At 37.9% G+C, this 16,806-nt stretch carries 14 protein-coding genes; all 14 read left to right on the plus strand.

Annotated features, from left to right (window positions below; all coding sequences use genetic code 11):
- Window positions 1–32 precede the first annotated feature (32 nt).
- Window positions 33–1,286: a glycosyltransferase family protein gene (locus B5X53_RS12160; protein WP_079713504.1), complete on the plus strand. Its 1,254-nt coding sequence runs from the start codon at window positions 33–35 to the stop codon at window positions 1,284–1,286.
- 100 nt (window positions 1,287–1,386) lie between these two features.
- Window positions 1,387–2,532, plus strand: coding sequence for a glycosyltransferase family 4 protein (locus B5X53_RS12165; protein ID WP_232764038.1), 1,146 nt, complete (start codon window positions 1,387–1,389; stop codon window positions 2,530–2,532).
- The gene (locus tag B5X53_RS12170; protein ID WP_232764040.1) at window positions 2,532–3,620 is read left to right on the plus strand and encodes a glycosyltransferase family 2 protein; all 1,089 of its coding nucleotides are present in this window, start codon (window positions 2,532–2,534) and stop codon (window positions 3,618–3,620) included. The genes B5X53_RS12165 and B5X53_RS12170 overlap by 1 nt, the downstream gene beginning before the upstream one ends.
- Window positions 3,617–4,243: a class I SAM-dependent methyltransferase gene (locus B5X53_RS12175; protein WP_079713505.1), complete on the plus strand. Its 627-nt coding sequence runs from the start codon at window positions 3,617–3,619 to the stop codon at window positions 4,241–4,243. The genes B5X53_RS12170 and B5X53_RS12175 overlap by 4 nt, the downstream gene beginning before the upstream one ends.
- 138 nt (window positions 4,244–4,381) lie before the next feature.
- Window positions 4,382–5,377 (plus strand): N-acetylneuraminate synthase family protein, encoded by a 996-nt coding sequence (locus B5X53_RS12180; RefSeq protein WP_079713506.1) that lies wholly within the window; start codon window positions 4,382–4,384, stop codon window positions 5,375–5,377.
- 243 nt (window positions 5,378–5,620) lie between these two features.
- Entirely contained in the window at window positions 5,621–7,198 is a 1,578-nt protein-coding gene (locus B5X53_RS12185) for a glycosyltransferase family 2 protein (protein ID WP_079713507.1), read from the plus strand.
- Window positions 7,195–9,060, plus strand: a complete 1,866-nt coding sequence (locus B5X53_RS12190; protein WP_101023015.1) for an asparagine synthetase B family protein — start codon at window positions 7,195–7,197, stop codon at window positions 9,058–9,060. Before B5X53_RS12185 ends, B5X53_RS12190 begins: the two co-directional genes overlap by 4 nt.
- Window positions 9,050–10,045 carry a glycosyltransferase family 2 protein gene (locus B5X53_RS12195; RefSeq protein ID WP_079713509.1) on the plus strand — a complete coding sequence of 332 codons (996 nt, stop codon included), beginning with the start codon at window positions 9,050–9,052 and terminating at the stop codon, window positions 10,043–10,045. The genes B5X53_RS12190 and B5X53_RS12195 overlap by 11 nt, the downstream gene beginning before the upstream one ends.
- Window positions 10,035–10,844, plus strand: a complete 810-nt coding sequence (locus B5X53_RS12200; protein WP_079713510.1) for a class I SAM-dependent methyltransferase — start codon at window positions 10,035–10,037, stop codon at window positions 10,842–10,844. The genes B5X53_RS12195 and B5X53_RS12200 overlap by 11 nt, the downstream gene beginning before the upstream one ends.
- Window positions 10,844–12,088, plus strand: a complete 1,245-nt coding sequence (locus B5X53_RS12205; RefSeq protein ID WP_079713511.1) for a glycosyltransferase family 4 protein — start codon at window positions 10,844–10,846, stop codon at window positions 12,086–12,088. Before B5X53_RS12200 ends, B5X53_RS12205 begins: the two co-directional genes overlap by 1 nt.
- Window positions 12,089–12,172: 84 nt before the next feature.
- Window positions 12,173–13,240, plus strand: coding sequence for a glycosyltransferase (locus B5X53_RS12210; RefSeq protein WP_079713512.1), 1,068 nt, complete (start codon window positions 12,173–12,175; stop codon window positions 13,238–13,240).
- A 59-nt stretch (window positions 13,241–13,299) separates the two neighbouring features.
- Complete coding sequence (locus tag B5X53_RS12215; RefSeq protein ID WP_232764042.1) at window positions 13,300–14,601, plus strand: O-antigen ligase family protein; 1,302 nt, start codon at window positions 13,300–13,302, stop codon at window positions 14,599–14,601.
- The gene (locus tag B5X53_RS12220; protein WP_079713514.1) at window positions 14,558–15,574 is read left to right on the plus strand and encodes a glycosyltransferase family 4 protein; all 1,017 of its coding nucleotides are present in this window, start codon (window positions 14,558–14,560) and stop codon (window positions 15,572–15,574) included. Before B5X53_RS12215 ends, B5X53_RS12220 begins: the two co-directional genes overlap by 44 nt.
- An 87-nt stretch (window positions 15,575–15,661) precedes the next feature.
- Window positions 15,662–16,678, plus strand: a complete 1,017-nt coding sequence (locus B5X53_RS12225; protein WP_079713515.1) for a glycosyltransferase family 4 protein — start codon at window positions 15,662–15,664, stop codon at window positions 16,676–16,678.
- Window positions 16,679–16,806: the final 128 nt, after the last annotated feature.

Raw genomic sequence — 16,806 nt, forward strand, 5'->3', positions numbered from 1 at the left:
TAAAAGTTTAGTTTTACAACAAAGCCGGATACTTGAATAAAAAAGAAATTAAAAGAATACTGGTCGTTGCGGAATCTATTGATGTAGAGGATAGCAGCGGGACCAAGGGCAGGGTGGCCCTTATTAAAAACCTTCATAAAGCCGGTTTTGAGCTGCAGGTATTTCACTACACCCGAAACGATATTGATCTTCCCGGAATACCTTGTTTTCACATCAAAGAAAACAGAGGCAGCTTTTTATTTTTTTTAAGCAGGCTGGAAAGATATATAAGATACTGGTTAAAAATTAATCCTAATAAATATATTGAAAATCTGTTCGGATTTTCATTTACCTTATTCAATGACCGCAATAGTATTGCAGCGGGTTTAAAAAAAATAAGGGGTTTTGAGCCCGATCTGGTTCTAACTTTAAGCAAGGGCGGAAGTTTTCGGCCACATCATGCGCTTTTAAAGTTTCCTAAGTGGCATCCTAAATGGATGGCTTATATTCACGATCCATATCCCATGCATTCTTATCCCAGGCCTTATGATTATGTGGAGCCGGGTCACCAGAAAAAAAGAAAGTTTTTCTTGAGTGTAGCCGCTAAAGCCAAATATGCGGCTTATCCCAGTAAATTACTGGCAGAATGGATGAGAAGTTATTACGGTGGACTTAAAGGGAAAACTGTGATAATCCCTCATCAAATAGATGAAGATGAGATGAAATTGCCTGCTTTGCCAGAATTCTTTCAAAAAGGTGCTTTTACAATTGTCCACGCAGGTGCTTTGATGGGGGCGAGAAATCCAAAGGGCTTAATAAGTGCATATAAGAAATTTCTGAAAGAGGTGCCTGAAGCGATACCGGAAAGCCAACTCATCTTTTTAGGTGCAAAATCAGGCTATACCCGGGAGTTTGAAGAAATAAAAAAGGAAATCCCTCAGTTTTATAGTAGTGTAGATTATTTGCCTTTTAAGCAGGTACAGGCCATTCAGAAAAATGCCGCGGTTAATGTGATCCTTGAAGCCAAAGGGCCAATAAGTCCTTTTCTTCCGGGGAAATTTCCACATTGTATCGCTGCAGAAAAACCCATCTTACTTTTAGGACCTTACTATAGTGAGAGCCGAAGACTTTTAGGAGAAGATTATCCCTGGTGGAGCGAGATTAATGAGGTGGAAAAGATTTTTATGATTATTAAGAGGCTGTATCAAAAATGGAAATCAGATGAGAATCAACTGGATTATAATTACAGTGAACTTAAATATTATCTTTCAGCAGAATATTTAAGTAGTCAATTTTCAGAATTATAGATCAAACCAGCCTGTTGCTGGGCTCAAATAGTGGCAGCAAACAGAAATATGATTTTAAGTTTTTATCTAATTCCTAAATTGGGATTATAATTATATACAGATGAAAATACTAATGCTCTCCATATTTGCTCCCCATTTTTTCAACTGGACAGAACAGTTAAATGATTCGGGGCACGAAGTATACTGGCTGGATATTTTTGATTCCAATACTAAAGTAGAGCAGATCGATTTTGCAGAACAAATCATAGGTTGGCGTTATAGATGGAATCATCCAGGGAGATATTTCCTAAAAAAAAATGCTATAGGCTTGACCCGCCTTATAAATATTTTCAACGAGAGAAATTTACAGAGACAACTGGAAAAACAAATAAAGAGAATAGAGCCCGATGTGGTACATAGTTTTGTGATGTATCTTGGAGGAGCTCCTGCCTTACCTGTAATGAAAAAATTTCCCGACCTGCAATGGGTATATACCGCCTGGGGCAGCGATATGTATTATTACCAAAAGCGACCTGAACATCTTGAAGGCATGAGAAAAACCTTGCCGCATATGAATTATATGTTTGCCGATTGCAGGAGAGATTATAGTATAGCTAAAGACCATGGTTTTAAAGGTGAATTTCTTGGCGTCTATCCGGGGGGAGGTGGTTTTGATTTCGAAAGTTTTGATCCTTTTATGATGGATGAGGAAGACAGAAATGTTATTCTAATTAAAGGATATCAGGGACTTCACGGGCAGTGTATATCGGTTCTAAGGGGAATTCTGGAATTAAAGGAAAAATTGGAGGCTTACAAGATTGTAGTATTTGGAGCAGCTCCGGAGGTTTTTAAATTTGTAGAAACTTCTTCTATAAAAGAATTTAAAAACCTGGAAGTAGTTGGAAAACTTCCGTACCAAAAGCTGATGGAATTGATGGGGCAGTCTTTTATCTATATAGGAAATAGTAGTTCTGATGGGATGCCTAATACTTTACTCGAGGCTATAATCATGGAAGTCTTTCCCATCCAATCTAATCCAGGAGGAGCAACAGCTGAAATAATAGATCATAAGAGAAACGGACTATTAATTGAAGATCCTGAAAATTTCAAAGCTATTGCAGGACTTTTGAAAAAGGCTATAGATAATCCTGAATTAAGAATAAATGCTATTAACTGGAATTCAGATAGAATTAAGCCGGAACTGGCAAGGGAACGAATTAGAAAGAGAGTGCTGGAAGCTTATCAAAAAATTGAAGAGAATCTCTAATGAAGCCAATGATATCCATAATTTACGCCCATAGAAACAGGGATACCGAAAGAATTAAGATTTCTTTTGAATCGCTTAAGAAACAAAAGCTTCAGAATTTTGAAGTGATCTTTGTAGATTATGGAAGCGAGGATAGCCTTGTGAAAGAATTGGAAAAACTTGCGGAGGTATTTTCTTTTGTTCACTTCTACCATCTCCCTGTTCCCCAGGTTTTATGGAATAAAAGCAAAGCCCTTAACTATGGGATAACAAAAGCGAGCGGAGAATATGTTTTTATCGCGGATATCGACCTTGTTTTTTATCCTGAAACTTCTGTGGTATGGGAGGAACTTAAAAACCCCGATAAATTTTATTTGTTCAGGCTTGGTTTCTTAGATAAAAAAGAATCACAACAACTTTCTACGAAATATAAATTTGAAAATTTAAACCCCGGTCGTTTCGGAAATGTAAACGGGATGATCCTTACCTCCAGGGAAAGTTTACTCAGGGTTAACGGACTGGATGAATTTTTTCATTTCTACGGGGCTGAAGACGAAGACCTGTTTGCCAGACTGGAAAATGCGGGTTATCAGAAAGAACAAAGTAAGAAAGAATACTTTTATCATAACTGGCATCCAAGTTTTTCGGGATCTGAGGACAGCCTACTTACGGGGAATCCCAGGGTGAAAAACATTATGCGCATTAATCAACGCCATTTTCAACGAAATCGGGAGCTGGGCATTATTAAACCCCTAAGGCAACAGGGAATGGGGAGTTTTATAAGTATAAAAAAAGCACAAGCTTTAAAAAAACCGGATATAAAACTTGAGATTCCTAATATCCTGGCCCGGGTGGAGCATGTATTAAGAGAAGAATTACAGTCACATAAAGGAGAAGTGGTTCAGGTTAAGTTTTCTGAAGACGATTATTATACTTCCTTAAAATACAGGCTAAAAAAAAGCCTGGGCAAACAAACCCAACCATATATTTCTATGAAAGAGGTAAATGATATTGTTCTAAAAGAGATTCTTTATAATTACAGGGATCATAATTATTCCTTTATGTTGGGAAAAGATCTGAAAAGCATTGTATTTTGTCTTGAAGTATGAGCAGAGAGGAGTTAGTTTTGAATACTTATAAAAATTTCTGTAATGCAGATGGCAATCAACATATAGCCAGTGAATATGCCATTCTGAAGCTACAGAAAATAATAGAAAGATTCGGGATTGAAAATGTTCTCGAAATAGGCCTGGGAATTGGAGCCATTGCAGGCAGCCTGCTTTCAGCTAATACACATATAGAGTATTCGGGAACCGAGAATAATGAATTCTGTCTGGATGCCTTAAAGAAGAATCTTGGTGAAAACTATAGAAAATTAGAGGTTTTTTCAAAACTTTGTGAAGTACCTCAAAGAAAATTTGACCTGATTATAATCGATGGAAAAGACCCTGAGCTCAAGAAAATTCAAAAGCTTTTGACAAGGAATGGGGTTATTGCCATAGAAGGCGACAGGATGCCACAGCAGGAAAGGCTGAGAAAGTATTTTCCCAAACATAAATATGTGCATTCTATAAGTAATAAAAAAAATGCTACTTATAGTCCTTTTCCACCAGCTCACTGGCAGGGAGGATTGAAGGTTATTTTTGTGAACCCGAATTTTGAGCAAAAATGCTGGTGGATAAAAGAAAAGCTAAGTACTAAATTTAAATATCTTTATCGAAATAAAAATTAATACCCCAGCTCTCCAAGAGGGAGTTAAAGGAAAGCGTTTTAATAATTAATCTATGTTCATAATAGCGGAAATAGGAGAAGCCCGCCTAAACCTTGTTCTTATGACAAGTCGAAATTAATAATGTTTAATTTATAGTATATGTTTATAATAGCTGAGGTCGGGCAAGCCCATGATGGAAGCCTTGGAATGGCACTGTCTTATATTGATACCCTGGCCGAAACCGGGGTGGATGCTGTAAAATTCCAGGTGCATATAGCAGAAGCGGAGAGTAGTGAACATGAAACTTTCCGGGTGAAGTTTAGCGAGCAGGATAAAACCCGTTTCGATTACTGGAAGCGCATGGAATTCAGTTTAGATCAATGGAAGCTGCTAAAGCAAAGATGCGATAAAAAAGGAGTGGAATTCCTGGCTTCTCCTTTTAGCAATGCAGCTGTTGACCTGCTGGAGATAGTAGGAGTCAAGCGCTATAAAATAGGTTCAGGGGAAGTGAATAACTTTTTATTGCTGCAAAAAATAGTAAAGACCGGGAAGCCGGTGATCATTTCATCCGGGATGAGTTCTTTTGAAGAACTGGATAAAACAGTAGAATTCCTGAAAGAGCGAAAAGTGGAGTTTTCCATTCTTCAATGTACCACCGCCTATCCTACTAAACCGGAAGATTATGGCTTAAATGTAATTCAGCAGCTTAGAGAGCGATACCTGGTGCCGGTGGGTTATTCTGATCATTCGGCGAGAACTGAGACCTCTCTAGCCGCGACGGCCCTGGGCGCTGAGATTCTGGAATTTCACGTGGTTTTTGACCGCCGCAACTTCGGCCCAGATGCTACTTCTTCTTTGGAGATAAATGAAATAAAAAAACTGGTAGAGGCTGTAAAAAACATTAAGACATCTTTGGGGCACCCAGTTGATAAATCTGATAATTCACGTTTTAGTGATCTAAAAAATATCTTTGAAAAATCCCTGGCGATAAATAAAGATCTGCTTACAGGACATAAACTTTCTTTTGAAGACCTGGAAGCTAAGAAACCCAAAGGCTATGGGATTAATGCTTTACGATTTGAAGAAATACTTGGGAAAGAATTGAAAAAGGATATGAAGCAGTGGGAATTTTTAAATGAAGAAGATATATTGTGATTTTACTCGTCATTGCGAAGCCTTTTAGGGTGAAGCAATCTGTGGTTGGAAAGAAATCAAGGGAGGAAGTCAAGTCTAATATCGGCAGCTAGTTTCAGTCGTTCCTCATTCGCTATGACGTTTAGTTAGGTTTTTTGGTGTCCTTCAAGGAAGCTCAACCAAAAACTAAACTCCAGACTACCGACTAAAAACTACCGACTAATGTCTAAATTATTTACATTTGTTTAAACCCTGAATGCTTCCATGATTCTCGTTATTCATCAACATGCTAAAAAGCTTGTCCGTGTCCGTTATAAAGGGGAAGAACTGGAGGTGGAAGAAACTGATCTTTGTCGAGTTTTCTGGAAACTTGCTGAAGAATATCCTGAAGAAATGATTGCCTGGTGCGAAGAAGAATTTGAAAATAATTCAAATCTGGATTCCTGGAAAAATATTTTCCATCACGATCTAGTTATGGCCTCCTACGGGATTAGAACAGCTTTTCTGTCGGAAAAAATTGGCTATATCGATCAGCTGCCATTTATAAATGTAAACCGGGAGGTGCAATATGCTACATGGCAGATGAGTACAGATGTAGGTGGCATAAGAGGAATGGTCTTGCTTCAATTTGAAGAAATGTTCGGTCAAATCAGGAATTTCGGACTTCTGCTTAATTCCATTGCAAAATTAGGTCAGCAAAACGGACTTTTTTGTTATTCGGTGCCCGGGTTGATATGTCCAGAATTGCAACAAGATATCCTTAAAAGGAAATTAAAAGCCAGGGCAGGAAACCAGGAACTTTTTTCCTTTGTACAGGCCCATTATAAAAATATTAGACTTTGGCTTCTCTTCTTGTGTTTTTTAAGATATGAGAAGTCATTTCCTATAGGAGCCCTGATCATAGCCTTTTTTCAGAAAAAATATTTTAAAAAGAATATAGACCTGTTCGGAATAGGATTACAATCAAATAGAGTAAGAAACCATGGTGATTCTATAGATGTAATCATTCCCACTTTGGGTAGAAAAAATTATTTGCTACAGGTGCTGGAAGATCTGAAAAGTCAAACACAATTACCAAAAAAGATAATTGTGGTAGAACAGAACTCTGATACCGCGTCTCAAAGTGATTTACCTGAGCTAAAAACCCGAACCTGGCCTTTTGAAATAGTACATCATTTTACGCACCAAACTGGAGCCTGTCACGCCCGGAATATGGCTTTGGGAGAAGTGGATTCTGAATGGGTGTTTTTCGCCGATGACGATATTAGATTTGGCGCAGATCTGTTACAAAAAAGTCTGGATGAATTGAAGAGACTGGGCGCTGACTGCCTGAATATTAATTGTAAGCAGGAAGGAGAAAAAACCATATTTCCTAAAATCAAACAATGGGGAAGTTTTGGGTCGGGAACCAGTATCGTAAATTCAGATTTTAGTAAAAATATTGACTTCGATGAGATCTTTGAATATGGTTTTGGAGAAGATCAGGATTATGGAATGCAGCTTCGCCGTGCCGGCTGTGATATAATTTATCATCCTAATCTGGAGATACTTCATTTAAAGGCTTCCCGGGGTGGGTTCAGGGAAATCGATTTGCCTCCCTGGGAAAAGGATAAGCCAAAACCTTCTCCTACCTTAATGATATATGCAAAGAAATATTACACTCCGGAACAACTAAAGGGTTTTAAAACTGAACTGTTTCTAAGGTTTTATTCTAAACAGGAAATAAAGAATCCTTTTAAATATCTAAAAATGATGAGGGAACGCTGGGGGAAAAGTGCTCAGTGGGCGGAAAATTTACAGAAGAACAGCTCTGAAATAAATTGCAAACTTCCCGTTGGATGATGAAATTCTTGATTACAAATAGACAGGATCTAAACACTTTGGATTTACCCAGGGGTTGTTACCTTTATCAGATAGGAAAGTTATCTTTTATTTCAGAAAAAGAAATTGCTCCGGAGAATATTGATCAGAAATATCTTTTTAATGATGGGTACTTGAGAGTCTTGGATAAGGATGTCTCAGAGGTTACTTCTCAGATAAAAGGTGTAACAGAGGCTATTTCCAAAGGATGGCCCCTAACTGAAAATATTACAGGTTCTTTTTCAGCAGTGATGATCGCAGAACAAGAAGAAACAATAAGCCTGTGCACAGATCAAATAGGACTTTATCCACTTTATTATCTTACAGGAAATAATGATTTCTTTTTTTCCAATTCTATTATTTTAACCGGTATGATTTCCGGTGCTAAGATTGATCCTACAGGAGTTCTGCAGCGTAGTTTGGGACCCGATTTTTCGAATCAGGGCTCCCGGACTATTTTAAAAAATTGTAAGCGATTATTGCCGGGAGAATGCCGAAGATATGATTTCAAAGGGAGTTTGATCTCCGTTGATTTTGATAACCGGTTATACGAGAATTTAAGCAAACCTAACCAGGATCATGATCTTACAAAGGAGTACTGGAAGGCCTATAAAAAGGAAGTTCTGTATTGCCTGAATGATTCTGAAAAAGTAAATATAGCCCTTAGTGGGGGAATAGATAGTAGGGTAGCTCTTGGCGCTATTCCTGAGGCTAAAGAAATTACTTGTTATACGTTTGGTAGCAGCGATAATTATGAGTCAAAAATTGCCTCACGGTTGGCAAAATTAAAACCTGCCAAATTTAAACCGTGTTATCAACCAGACCTATATTTTCCGACTCCAGAACAACTTAAGGAGTATACCTGGCACTCTGAAGGTGTGGAACTCTGCTCCTGGCTGGAAATAACTGAAAAGGCAGATAACCGAGAAAAAGAACCTTTATTACTGGGAGAGCTTTGTGAAGCTCTTCCCGCAAGAAAAATCGCTAAGTTTTCTTCTCGAGAATTCCGTCAAAATAATTTTATAAAGTACTATATTAGAAATGAGGATTATAATTTTGAGGCTTCCTCTCCTTCTAAATTTGAAAAATGGAAACAGAAAAAACTCAAAACATACCTGATTTTCTTTCACGAGAAAAACCTGGCAAAGTTTGACCTGGATTTTGATTATAATCAGGTGAGGGAAGAACTTATCAGTGATCTCGAAGAGATCTTTAAAAGGATTGAAGCGCATAATTTGGCCTATACTGAATTATATGATGAACTTTTCTCCTGGTACACTTATACCCGAATGCGTCTCTCAAAACAACTCCTGGTAGCCAGTACTAAGTTTGATGCGTATTCTCCGGCGATGTCGTTGCAAATGTTGAAAAGGACAAGTAGCTTGCATCCTAATATTCGTCTAAATTATCGCTTTATAAAAAAGCTTTTTTCTGATAATAAAGAATTAAGGAGATTTTACAGGGTGCCTACTAATCAGGCTCCATGGATACCTCAAAATGCATCAGATCTGTTTAAATTTGCCAGCTGGGGTCTGCGCTCCAAGATCGATCAATTTTTGATAAAACGCCTAATGAAAGCTGGTGATCCTAGCAAACGCTACCGACTATTTAAGTCGATTAACTGGGTAAAAGTTTACCAAAACCCTAATATGGAAAAAAACCTGAATGAATATTTTAAAAATGATCATTTGGGAAAGCAATATGTTGAAAGTATAAAAACTCAGGCTAAGAACAGAAGGGATTTGAAACAATGGCCTTTTGCCAATATGAATATCATTAATGCCGCAGCTTTAAATGTTGAACTGGAGTTGATATCCTCTTTTAGAAAACAACATGAAGTTTAATCTTATTATTTGTACTTTTAAAAGAAGCCAGGCTATAAAAAGACTATTGAAGTCAGTGGCTTTACAAAGCCGGCTTCCCGATGAGATTCTGGTGGTAGATGCCTCCCCTAATGATAAGAGTCGGGACTTAATTGAATACAGGAAATTTCCAGGGTTAAAATATTTTAAGATAGGGGAAGAAGATCGCGGCCTTACCCGGCAGCGCAATTTTGGCATTAGAAAGACCGGTAAAGAAATAGACGTTATAAGTTTTTTGGATGATGATATTATCTTGGAGCCGGGTTATTTTGAGAAACTAATCAATACATATAAGACTTATCCTAATGCTATTGGGGTTGGAGGCTATATCTGTAATGAAGTTACCTGGAAAAAAAGCCCTGATACCCCGGATTTCGATGAATTTAAAATGGACGGATATATTCGAAATTTGGGCAGTAGGAATCTTCTTCGGAAGAAACTTGGCCTATTAAGTGACCAGCCTCCGGGAGTAATGCCTGAATTTTCTAACGGACTTTCAATTGGCTTTTTACCTCCTTCAGGGAAAACATACCCGGTAGAATTCTTTATGGGAGGAGTGGCATCTTATCGCAAAAGCTTATTTAAAAATATACAATTTTCTGAATATTTTGCTGGTTACGGCCTTTATGAGGATATGGATTTTTGTTTAAGAGCTTCAAAAATAGGTCAGCTTTATGTGAATACTGCCGCACAGGTTGAACATCATCATGAGCAGTCTGGCCGCCCCGACAAATTTATATATGGTAAAATGGTAATTAGGAACGGCTGGTATGTTTGGCGGCTTAAATTTCCTGATCCCGACTTAAAGGCGAGATTGAAGTGGCACGGCACGGCATTTTTATTAACTTTAGTGCGAATGGGAAATGTGATCACCACCGCAAAACGAAAAGAGGCATTCACCGAAAGTCTGGGCAGGATCTTCGGATGGTGGAGCCTGTTGCTAAATAAGCCCACACATGAAGTCTGAGGAACGTAAACTTGTAAACGCGAGGCAGAAGGAATTTTATGATACCAAGCAAAAAAATGCTGTTACCCGACTTTGGTCTTATTTTAGAAATGGTGCTTTAAACCGAATAAAAAAAGACATAGGAGTAGAACGTGATATCTACGAACTCCATAAAAACTGGTTTGGAGACCTTTCTCAAAAGAAAGTACTGGACCTGGGATGTTATGCCGGAAACTCACTGAGTTTTTACTTGGCTCAAAATTCTAAAGAATACCTGGCAATAGATCTTAGCCCGAAAGGAATTAATAACCTGAGCCGTCGACTGGAAAAAATTCCGGGCGCCAGGGCTGAGGTAATGGATTTTCTTTCCGAAGAATTCAGGGAGGAAACATTTGATTTGATCTATGCCTATGGAGTATTGCACCATTTTAAGGATGTGGATGAACTGATTGCAAAGCTTCAGGAAAAACTTAGCAAAGAGGGAATTATTGTAAGTCACGATCCCCTGGAAACCAGTCTGCCTATAAAATTTATTCGAAGTATCTATCGGCCTTTCCAAAGTGACAAAGCCTGGGAATGGCCTTTTTCGAAAAAAACCTATTATAAGTTTGAAAAAGCTTTTGAGATAAAAGAACGTAGAGCAGTATTGGGAAAGGCAAAATGGAGTGCTGTTATGAATTTTTTACCAATACCTGAAGGGAAAAGAGTGAATAAGGCTAAAGCCTGGCATCGGGAAGACTGGAAGAACTCGTTAAAATCAGATAAGGAAATGTTCGACTGCATGCATTTAAGTCTCTTAATGATGAAAAAATCTCAGTGATGCGCTTCTCAGTATTTACCCACGTGATCCATGAGGAACAAAAAGGCAGATTGCATGCGTATAGCCCTTATATACGGGAGATGAATTTGTGGTTTAAAAATGTAGGGGAGGTAGAAATTATTGCACCCCTATCCCCAAAAAAGGAAGAATTGATTATCGAAAAGGCTTATGAACACAATAATATCATTTTTACTTCAATTTCTGCTTTTAATCTTTTATCAATTTCTGCAATTTTGAAATCTGTAGTAAGAATTCCGGTTAATTTTTTTAGAATACTGAGTGCGATGAAAAGGGCAGATCATTTGCATATAAGGTGTCCGGGGAATATAGGTCTACTGGCAGTGGTGGCCCAAATATTTTTTCCAAGGAAACCTAAAACCGTAAAATACGCCGGAAACTGGGATCCGGGGGCCAAACTACCCTGGACCTACAAGTTGCAGAAATGGATATTGAGTAATACTTTGTTGAGCAGAAATATTAAAGTGCTGGTGTATGGTGACTGGGAGGGAAAAAGTAAAAATATAGTTTCTTTTTTTACCGCAAGTTTCACTGAACTGGAGAAGGGAATAATTGAAAAGGATCTTACTCCACCATATAAATTTATTTATACCGGAAACCTGGTAGAGGGAAAAGGAATTTTTGAAGCAATTACACTGATAGATGCTCTTAATAAAAAAGGAGTAATGTCTGAACTTGAGATCTACGGAGGTGGTATTTTAAAAAATCAACTTGAAAATTTTATTCAAAAAGAATCATTGCAAAATTTAATGAAGTTAAAAGGACGGCGAAGCCTTGAAGAATTAAAAGAAGCTTATAAAAAAGCTCATTTTGTAATTCTGCTATCAAAAAGCGAAGGCTGGCCAAAAACACTTGCAGAAGGAATGTGGTATGGCTGTGTTCCCATCGCTACTTCGGTAAGTTGTGTACCTTGGATGTTGGGGGAAGGGAGTCGTGGCGTATTAATTCCGGATTTAGAAAAAAGAGAAGAGAATAAAAAGAAGAGAAGTGTTTTGGTAAATGATGAATCTCTGAAGAACCCTCAGTTCGAGGGTCTGGATGGGAGTCGGGATGTATCGAGACCTGACAGTTTTTATGAAACAGATGTGGAAAAAATTCTGAGACTTTTGGAAAATCCCGAAAAATTAAAAGAAATGTCCAGCGCTGCACAGGAATGGAGCCAGCAATATACTTTGGAAAAACTTGAGGCAGAAATTAAGAAACTGTTGGTTCTTAAAAAACCTTAGGCCTCCGAATAAATGTCGGAGGAGGCTCTGAAATATTCCGAAATTTCGGGACAGGGTGACGGTGAAAGAATATAAAATCAAAAAGTGAAAGTACTGCAATTAATAGATAGTCTAAACCCCGGCGGAGCCGAACGGATGGCCATTAATCTGGCAAATTCACTGGAGGGAGAGTTAGAGGCGTCGTATTTATGTTGTACTCGTGAGGAAGGCATGTTGAAGGAAGAGCTGGATGAAAATGTAGGATATGTCTTTCTGAATAAAAATTACAGTTTGGACTTGCAGGCATTTGGAAAGCTGAGAGAATTTGTTAAAAGTGAGCAGATAGATTTAGTACATGCACACGGGACTTCCTGGTATTGGGGCGTATTGTTAAAGATATCAGGTTTAAAAATAAAATTGGTTTGGCACGATCATTACGGGGAGTCGGAACAATTGGAAGAGCGAGATGTGAAATATTTAAAACCCCTGTCCCGGTATTTTGATGGAATAATTGCTGTAAATGGGGACCTTAAGGACTGGGCAAAAGAGAAATTGAAATGCGATAAAATTATACAGCTGAATAATTTTATTGTGCCTTCTAAGATCGGGGATTCACAATTGCGTTTAAAAGGCGATCCTAAAGATTTTAAAATAATTTGTGTGGCTAACCTAAGACCACAGAAAGATCATCTGAACTTATTAGCCGCATTTGATATGCTAAAGATAGAGGAAATAAGCCTACATTTGATTGGTTCTGATCCGGGTACAACCTACTCTCAAACACTAAAGATGGAGATAACTAAGTCAGATAAAAAAATATTTTATTATGGCAGTAGCAGCAGTGTATTTGGTTTATTAGAACAGGCCGATCTCGGAGTTTTAAGTTCTCGATCAGAAGGTCTTCCTTTAACTTTACTGGAATATGGTTTAGTAGGACTTCCGGTTGTTTGTACGGAAGTGGGACAATGCAGAGAATTGGTAGGAGACGAAGCGCTCCTTGTACCCCCATCAAATGCGCAAGCTCTTGAAAGGGCATTAAGGTTTTATTTTCAAAATCCGGAAACAAGAGAAAACGATGCTTATAGGTTACATCAAAAGCTTAATAAGAATTACTCGAAAGAGACCGTATTGCCTATGCTTTTTAATTTTTATAATAATATAAGCGTGACTTAATGGCTGCTAAGGGTAGATATAAATACAATTATATTGAGTTACTCCTTATTCATTTGGGAATGGCCATACTTCTATATGTCTATGAACCAATTGCTCCATTATTACTTTTTGGAATTCTTGCCTATTTTAGTTTTCTTATTCTCACGAGAGAAAATAAAAATAATGAAGCGCTTTTAGCCGCTGCATATATTGCGGGAGCAGAGGTATTCTTTCGTCAGACAGGGGGAATGGTCTTCTATGAAACCGGTAAATATATGGTGATCATTTTTCTTGTGATTGGTATGTTTTTTAAAGGTACATCTAATCGCACCGTCCCATTTTGGACTTATCTTCTTATCCTTATTCCTGGAATTGTAGTTGCTTCAATGACGATAAGTTATCAGGCTGAATTTAGAAAGCTAATTGCATTTAACTTAAGTGGGCCTGTGGCCTTGGGGATAGCCGCGCTTTATTGTTATTATAAAAAAATAAAACAGGAGGATTTTCAAAGGGTAATCTTAATGTTATTATTACCTATTATCTCTCAAATGTTTTATCTTTACTTATACACTCCGAGTATGCGAGAGGTAAGTATAAGTCTTTCTGGTAACTATGCCGCCACCGGCGGTTTTGGTCCGAACCAGATATCCACCGTATTTGGTTTTGGTGCTTTTTTGATTGCCACCCGTGTTTTTACAATTAAGCATAAACTAATCAATATTATCGATTTAGTATTATTGGGGATGATGGGCTACCGGGCACTTATCACCTTTTCAAGAGGTGGAGTTTTTACCGCCATTGCCTGTATTTTGGCTTTTCTTATTTTCCTTTATTATAAGAAGGGCGCTCGGGAACAAATGAACCTTAATTTCAAGGTTATTCTTTTAGGAGGGGCAACCATATTGATATGGTTATTCTCTATGGTTCAAACTGGTGGCTTGTTAGGGAACCGTTATAGCAATCAGGATGCTGCCGGTCGTCTGAAGGATGATATTACAACCGGGAGGGTGGAACTGGTAACTACCGAATTACATGCTTTTGTAAATTACCCTGTAACGGGGATAGGTGTTGGGAAAGGGCGCGAATACCGGGAAGAAAATCTGGGTATTGAAATTAATACACATAATGAAATTAGCCGTTTACTTTCAGAACATGGCCTTCTGGGGTTGGTTTCATTATTCATTCTTATCTTAGTTCCCATAATTTTCTGGACAAAGTTTAAGAACAATTATTATTTTTTGGCGTTCTTAGCATTTTGGTTCTTAACCATTAATCATTCGGCTATGCGAATTGCCCTGCCGGCTTTCGTTTATGGATTGGCCTTATTATATATAGTAGATGACAAAAAGCCTCCTGTACATAGGAAACGACTTACAGATTAACAGCTTTACGGCTACCTACATTTCTTTCTTCAGTAAAATGTTGCGCAAGGAAGGTTATAAGGTGAAGACAGCTTCTACCCGAAGCAATAAAGCCCTACGCTTAATCGAAATGCTTGGGCTAATTGTTCGCTACCATAAAACCACCGATATTGTACTTATAGATACCTATGGAGCTATGAATTTCTACTATGCCTACCTGGTGGCAAAAACCTGCCAGGCTTATAAGGTAGATTATATTCCCATTCTTCACGGTGGAAACCTGCCGGAACGTTTAAGCGCAAACAAGAAATACAGCCAAAGCCTCTTCGGAAAAGCAAAAATAAATATAGCTCCTTCCGAATTTTTATATAATATTTTTAAGGCAGAAGGTTTTCATAATACCAAGATTATTCCCAATGCAATTCAAATGGAAAATTATCCATTTAAAAAACGGGAAGATTTTCAGCCTAAATTATTATGGGTTAGACGATTTCAGAAGCGTTATAATCCGGTAATGGCCCTGGAAGTGCTTTTATTGCTGAAAAAAGATTATCCGAACGCCAAACTTTGTATGGTGGGGCCAGATAAAGACGGGACGATGAAAACCTGTAAGAAGTTTGCTGCCAAGCACCAGCTTGACATTGAATTTCCAGGGAAATTGAAGAAAAAAACCTGGGCAAAACTTTCAAAAGACTACGATTTCTTTATCAATACCACAAATATAGATAATACACCAATAAGCGTTATTGAAGCGATGAGTTTGGGACTTGCAGTGGTTTCTACCAACGTTGGAGGGATGCCTGTGCTAATTAAAAATAATGATGATGGTATTCTGGTGCCGGTTAATAATGCCCAAGATATGGCTGCCGAAATTGATAAGCTGATAAAACATCCCGAAAAAGCACAATCCCTTACCGAAAATGCCCGAAAAAAAGTTGAAAATTTTGCCTGGGAGAAAGTAAAAGCCGATTGGAATAGGGTGCTCAATTCTTAAAGCCGACCTACCCCGGAATTGACATCAAATAGAATTGCAACTAGGAATTTGTGCCTAATTTCGACATAGGGGGTAAAAGAATCGGAAATGAAGAACCTGCTTTATATTGGCAATGAACTTGAAGACCGGGGCGGGGCGCCAACTTCTATAGATAAATTATCACCATTATTAAGAAATGAAGGTTTTGAGGTAAAAACCTCCTCTTCTCATAAAAACCAAGTGCTGAGGTTATCTGAAATGCTAAATTCTATAATTAAGAATAAATCTTGGGCAGATTATGTTTTAATTGATACCTACAGTACGCGAAATTTCTGGTATGCCGTGCTCACAGCCCAACTCTGTAGAAATTTACAGCTTGATTATATTGTGCTTCTCCACGGTGGTGAACTTCCCCTGAGATTAAAAAAGAATCCACAATTATCTGATTCTTTATTTAAGAATGCAAAACTGAATATCGCTCCTTCACGGTATCTTTTTGACGTATTTCAAAAAGCAGGATTTACCAATCTAAAATACATTCCGAATTCTATTTTTCTGAAATATTACCCATTTAAATCCAGAAAAGTTTTAAAACCAAAGCTGCTTTGGGTGCGCGCTTTTGCTGAAATTTATAATCCCATGCTAGCCTTAAAGGTTTTGGAAGAATTATTAATCGAATACCCCGAAGCCGAACTCTGTATGGTTGGGCCTGAAAAAGATGGTTCTTTTAAAGAATGCGTGAATTATGCTGAAAAAAATAAGTTACAAGTAAAATTCACCGGCAAACTTACTAAACCGGAATGGACCGCCCTTTCAGAAGAATATGACATTTTTCTTAATACCACGAACATTGATAACACACCGGTAAGTTTAATAGAGGCAATGGCGCTTGGATTACCCATTGTTTCTACTAATGTTGGCGGCATTCCTTATTTGCTTCAACATGAAGAAACCGGGATACTGGTTCCTCCCGACGAGGAATCCGCTATGTTAAGCGCTATTAAAAAATTACTAATAGACGAGGATTTAACCGAGAAACTTAGCAGAAATGCCCGACGACAGTCGGAAAAATTCGATTGGGAAATTATAAAAGAGAATTGGAAAGAAATTTTGCTTTCTGAATGAGATTTTATTACTTAAAATTATGCCGTTCTGCTGGAGCTCTTTCTGACACCCATTTGTACTTTACATATATTAGTTTCGCTCTTAATTTCAAAAAAAAGACTATTGGAAAAGAAAATCAAGGCGTCATC

Origin of the sequence: Salegentibacter salinarum, assembly GCF_900168115.1 — a bacterium.
GTDB lineage: Bacteria > Bacteroidota > Bacteroidia > Flavobacteriales > Flavobacteriaceae > Salegentibacter > Salegentibacter salinarum.

Excerpts from the sequence above, each read along its gene's own strand:
- B5X53_RS12165 (WP_232764038.1), top strand. The coding sequence starts at position 1,387 with ATGAAAATACTAATGCTCTCCATATTTGCTCCCCATTTTTTCAACTGG.
- B5X53_RS12170 (WP_232764040.1), top strand. The coding sequence starts at position 2,532 with ATGAAGCCAATGATATCCATAATTTACGCCCATAGAAACAGGGATACC.
- B5X53_RS12175 (WP_079713505.1), top strand. The coding sequence starts at position 3,617 with ATGAGCAGAGAGGAGTTAGTTTTGAATACTTATAAAAATTTCTGTAAT.
- B5X53_RS12180 (WP_079713506.1), top strand. The coding sequence starts at position 4,382 with ATGTTTATAATAGCTGAGGTCGGGCAAGCCCATGATGGAAGCCTTGGA.
- B5X53_RS12185 (WP_079713507.1), top strand. The coding sequence starts at position 5,621 with ATGATTCTCGTTATTCATCAACATGCTAAAAAGCTTGTCCGTGTCCGT.
- B5X53_RS12190 (WP_101023015.1), top strand. The coding sequence starts at position 7,195 with ATGATGAAATTCTTGATTACAAATAGACAGGATCTAAACACTTTGGAT.
- B5X53_RS12195 (WP_079713509.1), top strand. The coding sequence starts at position 9,050 with ATGAAGTTTAATCTTATTATTTGTACTTTTAAAAGAAGCCAGGCTATA.
- B5X53_RS12200 (WP_079713510.1), top strand. The coding sequence starts at position 10,035 with ATGAAGTCTGAGGAACGTAAACTTGTAAACGCGAGGCAGAAGGAATTT.
- B5X53_RS12205 (WP_079713511.1), top strand. The coding sequence starts at position 10,844 with ATGCGCTTCTCAGTATTTACCCACGTGATCCATGAGGAACAAAAAGGC.
- B5X53_RS12215 (WP_232764042.1), top strand. The coding sequence starts at position 13,300 with ATGGCCATACTTCTATATGTCTATGAACCAATTGCTCCATTATTACTT.
- B5X53_RS12220 (WP_079713514.1), top strand. The coding sequence starts at position 14,558 with ATGACAAAAAGCCTCCTGTACATAGGAAACGACTTACAGATTAACAGC.
- B5X53_RS12225 (WP_079713515.1), top strand. The coding sequence starts at position 15,662 with ATGAAGAACCTGCTTTATATTGGCAATGAACTTGAAGACCGGGGCGGG.